Source organism: Sulfurihydrogenibium yellowstonense SS-5 (assembly GCF_000173615.1).
Classification (GTDB): Bacteria; Aquificota; Aquificia; order Aquificales; family Hydrogenothermaceae; genus Sulfurihydrogenibium; species Sulfurihydrogenibium yellowstonense.
The window spans coordinates 1-5,658 of the sequence record NZ_ABZS01000105.1 but is presented as its reverse complement, the minus strand read 5'-3'; the positions used below and the strand labels follow the sequence as shown (position 1 = coordinate 5,658).

Genomic DNA, 5,658 nt, shown 5'->3' with positions numbered 1-5,658 from the left:
AAAGCACGCATCAATTGGTGTTTCTGCGTAAGCTATGTTTTTGAAAGCTAAAAGACTAAGAAGTAAAAAGAGAATGGTTAAAGCCTTTTTCAAGTTTTTCCCTCCTATTTAATTTTTAAAATTTTTCTTCTAAATTTTGCCTGAGACTGTTTTCTAAAAAAGTTTTTGATAAAGGTATTATTTTTTCTGTCACTCCGTAGCTGGCAATCTTATACTTTTACTTAATTTATCATCCGATGTATATCAAATACATAATTTGATCATACTTTATATGTCTAAACAAATCTAAATTTTCTCCAAACCGGCATAACTTGTAAATTAAATTAGCTAATTAGCATCTGGATAAGCTTAGTTTGAAGCATTCCTAAAATTCCACTTAATATTACATAAAAGATAATAAGTACCACTATAAACTGAAAGTTTTTAGAATTTTCTGAAGGCACTTTTAGAATCTTTTCACTTCCTATAAAAATAATGTAAAACATATAGAAGCTGCTTAAAAACAATGCAATAGCAGTTAGTGAAGAATTTATCATATACGTAATTTCAGATAGATAAACGGGTATAACAGCATAGGCTACAAGGTTAAATACTTTTATTGGATTATCCTCGCCGCCAAAAGATTTGCCAAAAAAGTAAGTTAAACCTGTTAAAAATATAGGTTTAAAAATTTCAAATATCCATACAATCAATAAGAAAATTAAGATTTTATTAAAATCATTATTTTGAAGCATGTTTAAAATCAAATTCATATAGTCAATAGTTGATTTGTCAGCCTTTGGGTCATTTTTAAGCATGTCTAAAAACTGGTTTATAGAAGAAACATAGTTTGACTTTAATACTGTAAAACCAATTAGATATCCAAGTACTGGAAAGAAAGAGAAAGGAAGAATATATTTTAAAAACATTTCAAAGTAGCCTTTAATCTCTAATTTTTCCATAGATTTTTTTGGATTTAGATATATATCTAACATTTAACCACCTCAAACAATGCTTTATTAGTTTTTAAATTATACCATTTTAATGGTAATCACAATTAATTTATGATAAAATTAAGAAAACCATAAACTTAGTTAAGGAGTATGAATGAAAGAGTTTATTCTTGATGCCAGAAATGTTCCTAAAGCTGTAATAACAACCGCAATAGAATCTGGAGTTGATTTTATATTAATAAAAGAAGAACAAGCAAATGATATAAAAAAGCTGGGAAGAGTTAAATTGATAATCCAAGACAAAGAAGGAAATCTTTCTGACGATTTTGTAATAGTAAAAATAGAAAATAAAGCTGATGAAGAAAAGGCGGCAAATCTTGCAAAAAGTGGTAAAAAAGTAATCGTAGAAACAACAGACTGGACTATCATTCCACTTGAAAACTTAATTGCCCAATCTCCCAATATATACTCAATTGTTAAAAATTCAGAAGAAGCAAAGACCTCTGCTGGCATTCTTGAAAAGGGAGTTAAAGGTATTGTTTTAAGAACAACAGACATGAACGAAGTAAAAAAAGTAGCTAAGGTTATTAAAGAAGATACTGAAAAATTAAACTTTATTAAAGCAAAAGTGACCGCAATAAAACCTATTGGAATGGGTGATAGGGTTGCGGTAGATACAACCTCTCTCTTAAAACGTGGTGAAGGAATGCTTGTCGGAAATTCTTCAGCCGGAATGATTTTAGTTCATGGAGAAACGGAAGAATCTGAATACGTAGCTTCAAGACCGTTTAGAGTTAATGCCGGTGCAGTTCATATGTATACAAGAGTGCCAAATGGAAAAACTACCTACTTAAGCGAGCTTTCAGCAGGAAAAGAAGTAATGATTTATGATTTTAACGGAAACGGAAGGGTTGTCTATGTAGGAAGGGCTAAGGTAGAAAGAAGACCTATGCTTTTAATAGAAGCTGAATATGAAGGAAAAAAACTATCAGCAGTACTACAAAATGCAGAAACAATAAGAGTTGTAAAACCTGATGGAACGCCAATATCTGTGGTAGATTTAAAAGTCGGAGATGAAATTGTCGGCTACGTAGAAGAGGCTGGAAGACATTTTGGAATGAAAGTGGAAGAAACTATTTTGGAGAAGTAAAGATGAAAACTTCACAAAAAGTAGGAATATTTGTTTTATTGGTATCAATTTTAACAGGATATTTGATTATAAAATTTAGCGGCAAAGAGTTAGGTCAATCTTTTAAGACCTACTATGTTTACTTTGACGATGCTCAGGGTTTATCTAAGGGTGCAGATGTTCAGGTTTTAGGTGTAAAAGCAGGTAGAGTTGAAGATATAAGCTTTGAAAATGGAAAAGTTAAAGCTATTTTAAAAATAAAAAAAGAAATACCTTTATACAAAAATGCAACTGTTTCAATTAGAACTTATGGTTTAATGGGGGATAAGTATATCTATATAAACCCAGGCAGCCCTAACACCGGTAATTTAGCAGAAAATCAGGTTATTCAAAATCAAGCAAAAATTGCTTCAACGGAAGAGATGATAAATCAAATCAACGTTGCAGCGCAAAAATTCGCTCAGCTAATGGATAACTTAAACAAAGCCACCGGTGACGATAGATTAAAGAAACTCATAGAAGATTTTGATAAATTTGCTTCAAACACAAATGATGTTGTAGTAGAAAACAAAGAAGATATAAGACAGTCTATAGCCAATATCAGACAGATTACAGCAGATATTAGGCAACAGCTTCCAAGCATTATTCAAAACTTAGACAAAACTCTTGAAAACACTAAAAATATAACAGCAGAAAACAGAGAAGATATAAGAAAGTTGATTGCTAACTTAAAAGACCTATCTATTGCATTGAAAGAAAAAGCTCCTAAGACTCTTGATTCTGTAGATAAAGCAGCTACACAAATAGAACAAGCCGTTAGTGAAAATAGACAAGATTTAAAACTCTCAATTGAAAATATCAAAAAAGCATCCCAAAACTTAAACGAACTTTTGGCAAAAGTTAACGAAGGAAAAGGAACTCTTGGAAAATTAGTAAATCAAGATGATTTATACAATAACGTAAATGAGGGTGTAAAATCTTTCGCAGAACCGTTTAAAGTTGTAAAAGAGTCTAATCTTGAAGTTATCATGCAAGGCGAGAAACATACAGGAAACGATGATTCAAAAGCTGGTGCAGCATTTAGATTTATACCAACAGATGACAGGTACTACTATGTTGGAATACTTTCTAACTCCCAAGGTTATGTAGATAAAAAAGAAGAGATTACTTCAAACGGAACAACTACAACATACGTAACAAAAAAATATGGAATACTTTTTGACCTTCAATATGCAAGAAAAATATTAACACTTGGCTCTACACAGCTTTGGGCTCGTTTTGGTATTAAAGATTCTTCAGCAGGCCTTGGTGCAGATATAGTATTAAACGATAATTTGAAATTAGTATCAGACCTTTATAAATTTAATAGAAAAGATTTGATAAATCAGCCAAACAATCCTGAGTTCGATATTGGATTTGAGTACAGATTTAGTGGTTATCCAATATTTGTAAAATTTGGTGGCTCTGATTTAATAAACAGTTCCGTTAGAGGCTTTTATGTAGGTGGTGGATTTGTATTTACAGACAATTATTTAAAATATCTTCTCGGCAGTTTGCCAAAAGTTAGATAAAATTTGGGGGTAAATAATGAAGAGAGAAAGAGAAAGGATAAATATAGATAAAATAGAGGCTTTAAAAGAGTTAGAACTATTTAAAGAGCTTAAAGAAGAAGAGTTAAAAAATATAGAAAAGTTCTTTGTTGTAAAGAAATTTAAGAAAGGTGAATACATATTCTATGAAGGAGATAAAGAGCCGGGTATTTATTTTGTAATAGATGGAATAGTAAAGCTAATCAAAGAAACGAACGAAGGCAAAACTGTAATACTAAGACTTGCAACAAAAGGCGAAAGCTTTGGATGGCTTGTTATGAAAGATAACAGACCACCTGTTAATACTTATACAGCTCAAGCTTTAATTGATACAACTGTTTTATATATATCAAATCAGGATTTCTTAAAACTGCTTTTAATGTATCCTGCTTTAGCAGTAAAAATAACGTGCGAGCTTACTAAAAATATTCTTGAAGCATATGACAGACTTAAAAGCTTAGCTGTTGAAAAGGTAGAAGGAAGAATAGCAACGCTTATTCTCGAACTTGTTGATAAGATTGGAAAGAAAGAAGGCGACCACGTAGTAATAAATGCCCCAATAACAAGACAAGATATAGCAGAAATGGCAGGAACAACGGTAGAAACAGCAATTAGAGTAATAAGCAGATGGAAAAAAGAAGGAATATTAGACACAGAAAGAGGCAAAATAGAGATTTTTGATATAGACTATCTTCAAGATTTGATTAGTTAAATCATCAAAATTATTTAGCTAAACAATATGAAAAACTTATTAAGAAAACTTTTAGTATTTGTGATAAGTTTTATTCTAATTTTTTCATTTCCATCTTTTGCAAAAGGTGGTAGAGGTGGTATAGGTAGAAGTTTAGATAAGACATCCAAGGTTTATGTTAGAGATAGAAACTCTGCACTCTATGAATTGTACAAAGATTCTACTTCTGGTTATATCATTCTTGGTATGGTTGCTGGGTATTTCTTACTTACTATTGGACTTGCTACATTTGCTACATTCTCTCTTACAAGAGAATTAAAATCAGCAAAAATGCAAAATAATAAAAAAATAAATTCATTCTCAGAAGATTTATATTTAGAAAAAATAAATTTTGCTGAACTAAGAGATGATGAACCAATTACAGTGCTAAAAAATAATTTTAGCCTAATATCAATTTTTGCAAAATTATTGTTATTTGTGTTTATGTTATTTTTAGCTATTTTAATGACAGGTACTACAATTCTTCTTATATATAAAATTAGAGAAGAGCCAACCTATTATGTTAATTACATTGAGTTAGTTTTTAGTATAATAGTAAGTATATTAATCATAGGTTTTTTAAATCTTTCATTAACTCTCTTTAATTTAAAATATATCAAGGTTTACAAAAACAAAATTATCCAAAATGCTTTTATCAAGTGGCTACCTCCTTTTAATAGAAGCATAAATTTAGACCAAAAAGATTTAAAGATAAAAATCTATATTGCTCCTGTGTATGTCTATCATATTGTATTTACAGATAACCTTTCATTAGTTAGAAACCTCCTTAGTTTATTTTCTTTAGATTTCTTTTATCCTAAAACAATACATATGTTTTTTAATACTAGAACTAAGTTTTACAGTACTTGCTCCTCTAAAGATGAAGTATTGAGATTTATAAATTTTCTTTTAGAGAAAATAGAAAATGCTGAAGATAGAGAAAAATTAGAAGAACTTAAACAGATATTGAAGGCATGGTAAGTCAAGAACTAATTTGAGACTTTTTCAAAAATCCACATTGTCATTCTGCAGCCGGCGAAGAATCTCCTCTTTTTAAAAACAGAAGATCCTTCGGACTAAAGTCCTCAGAATAGCAAGAAAAGGTAAACTTACAAAAATTTTTACAGCACGCTCGCAATATACTGACCTCTTTCCTAATATTAAACTACTTTTCAAGAATTAATTTTTAACTTCTCTACCTCTTCTTTCAACTTAGCTTCAAAAGATTCTTTAAACTTTTGAGAGTAGAAGGCTATATAAACATTAGAAACACCGTTA

At 30.2% G+C, this 5,658-nt stretch carries 5 protein-coding genes; 4 read left to right on the top strand and 1 reads right to left on the bottom strand.

The window, feature by feature from the left end; translation table 11 throughout:
• Positions 1 to 323 precede the first annotated feature (323 nt).
• Positions 324 to 974, bottom strand: coding sequence for a Yip1 family protein (locus SULYE_RS05240; RefSeq protein ID WP_007547239.1), 651 nt, complete (start codon positions 972 to 974; stop codon positions 324 to 326).
• 112 nt (positions 975 to 1,086) lie between these two features.
• Here SULYE_RS05240 and SULYE_RS05235 point away from each other — a divergent pair, with 112 nt between their 5' ends.
• The 4 genes from SULYE_RS05235 to SULYE_RS05220 are packed head-to-tail and all read left to right on the top strand — an operon-like array spanning position 1,087 to position 5,361.
• On the top strand, positions 1,087 to 2,082 hold the full coding sequence (locus SULYE_RS05235) for a 3-dehydroquinate synthase II (RefSeq protein WP_007547237.1): 996 nt from the start codon (positions 1,087 to 1,089) through the stop codon (positions 2,080 to 2,082).
• A 2-nt stretch (positions 2,083 to 2,084) separates the two neighbouring features.
• On the top strand, positions 2,085 to 3,632 hold the full coding sequence (locus SULYE_RS05230; RefSeq protein ID WP_007547236.1) for an MlaD family protein: 1,548 nt from the start codon (positions 2,085 to 2,087) through the stop codon (positions 3,630 to 3,632).
• Positions 3,633 to 3,648: 16 nt separating this feature from the next.
• Entirely contained in the window at positions 3,649 to 4,362 is a 714-nt protein-coding gene (locus SULYE_RS05225) for a Crp/Fnr family transcriptional regulator (protein WP_007547235.1), read from the top strand.
• A 27-nt stretch (positions 4,363 to 4,389) separates the two neighbouring features.
• A complete protein-coding gene (locus SULYE_RS05220; protein WP_007547234.1) occupies positions 4,390 to 5,361 on the top strand; it encodes a hypothetical protein in 972 nt (323 codons plus the stop codon).
• The last annotated feature ends 297 nt before the right edge of the window (positions 5,362 to 5,658 follow it).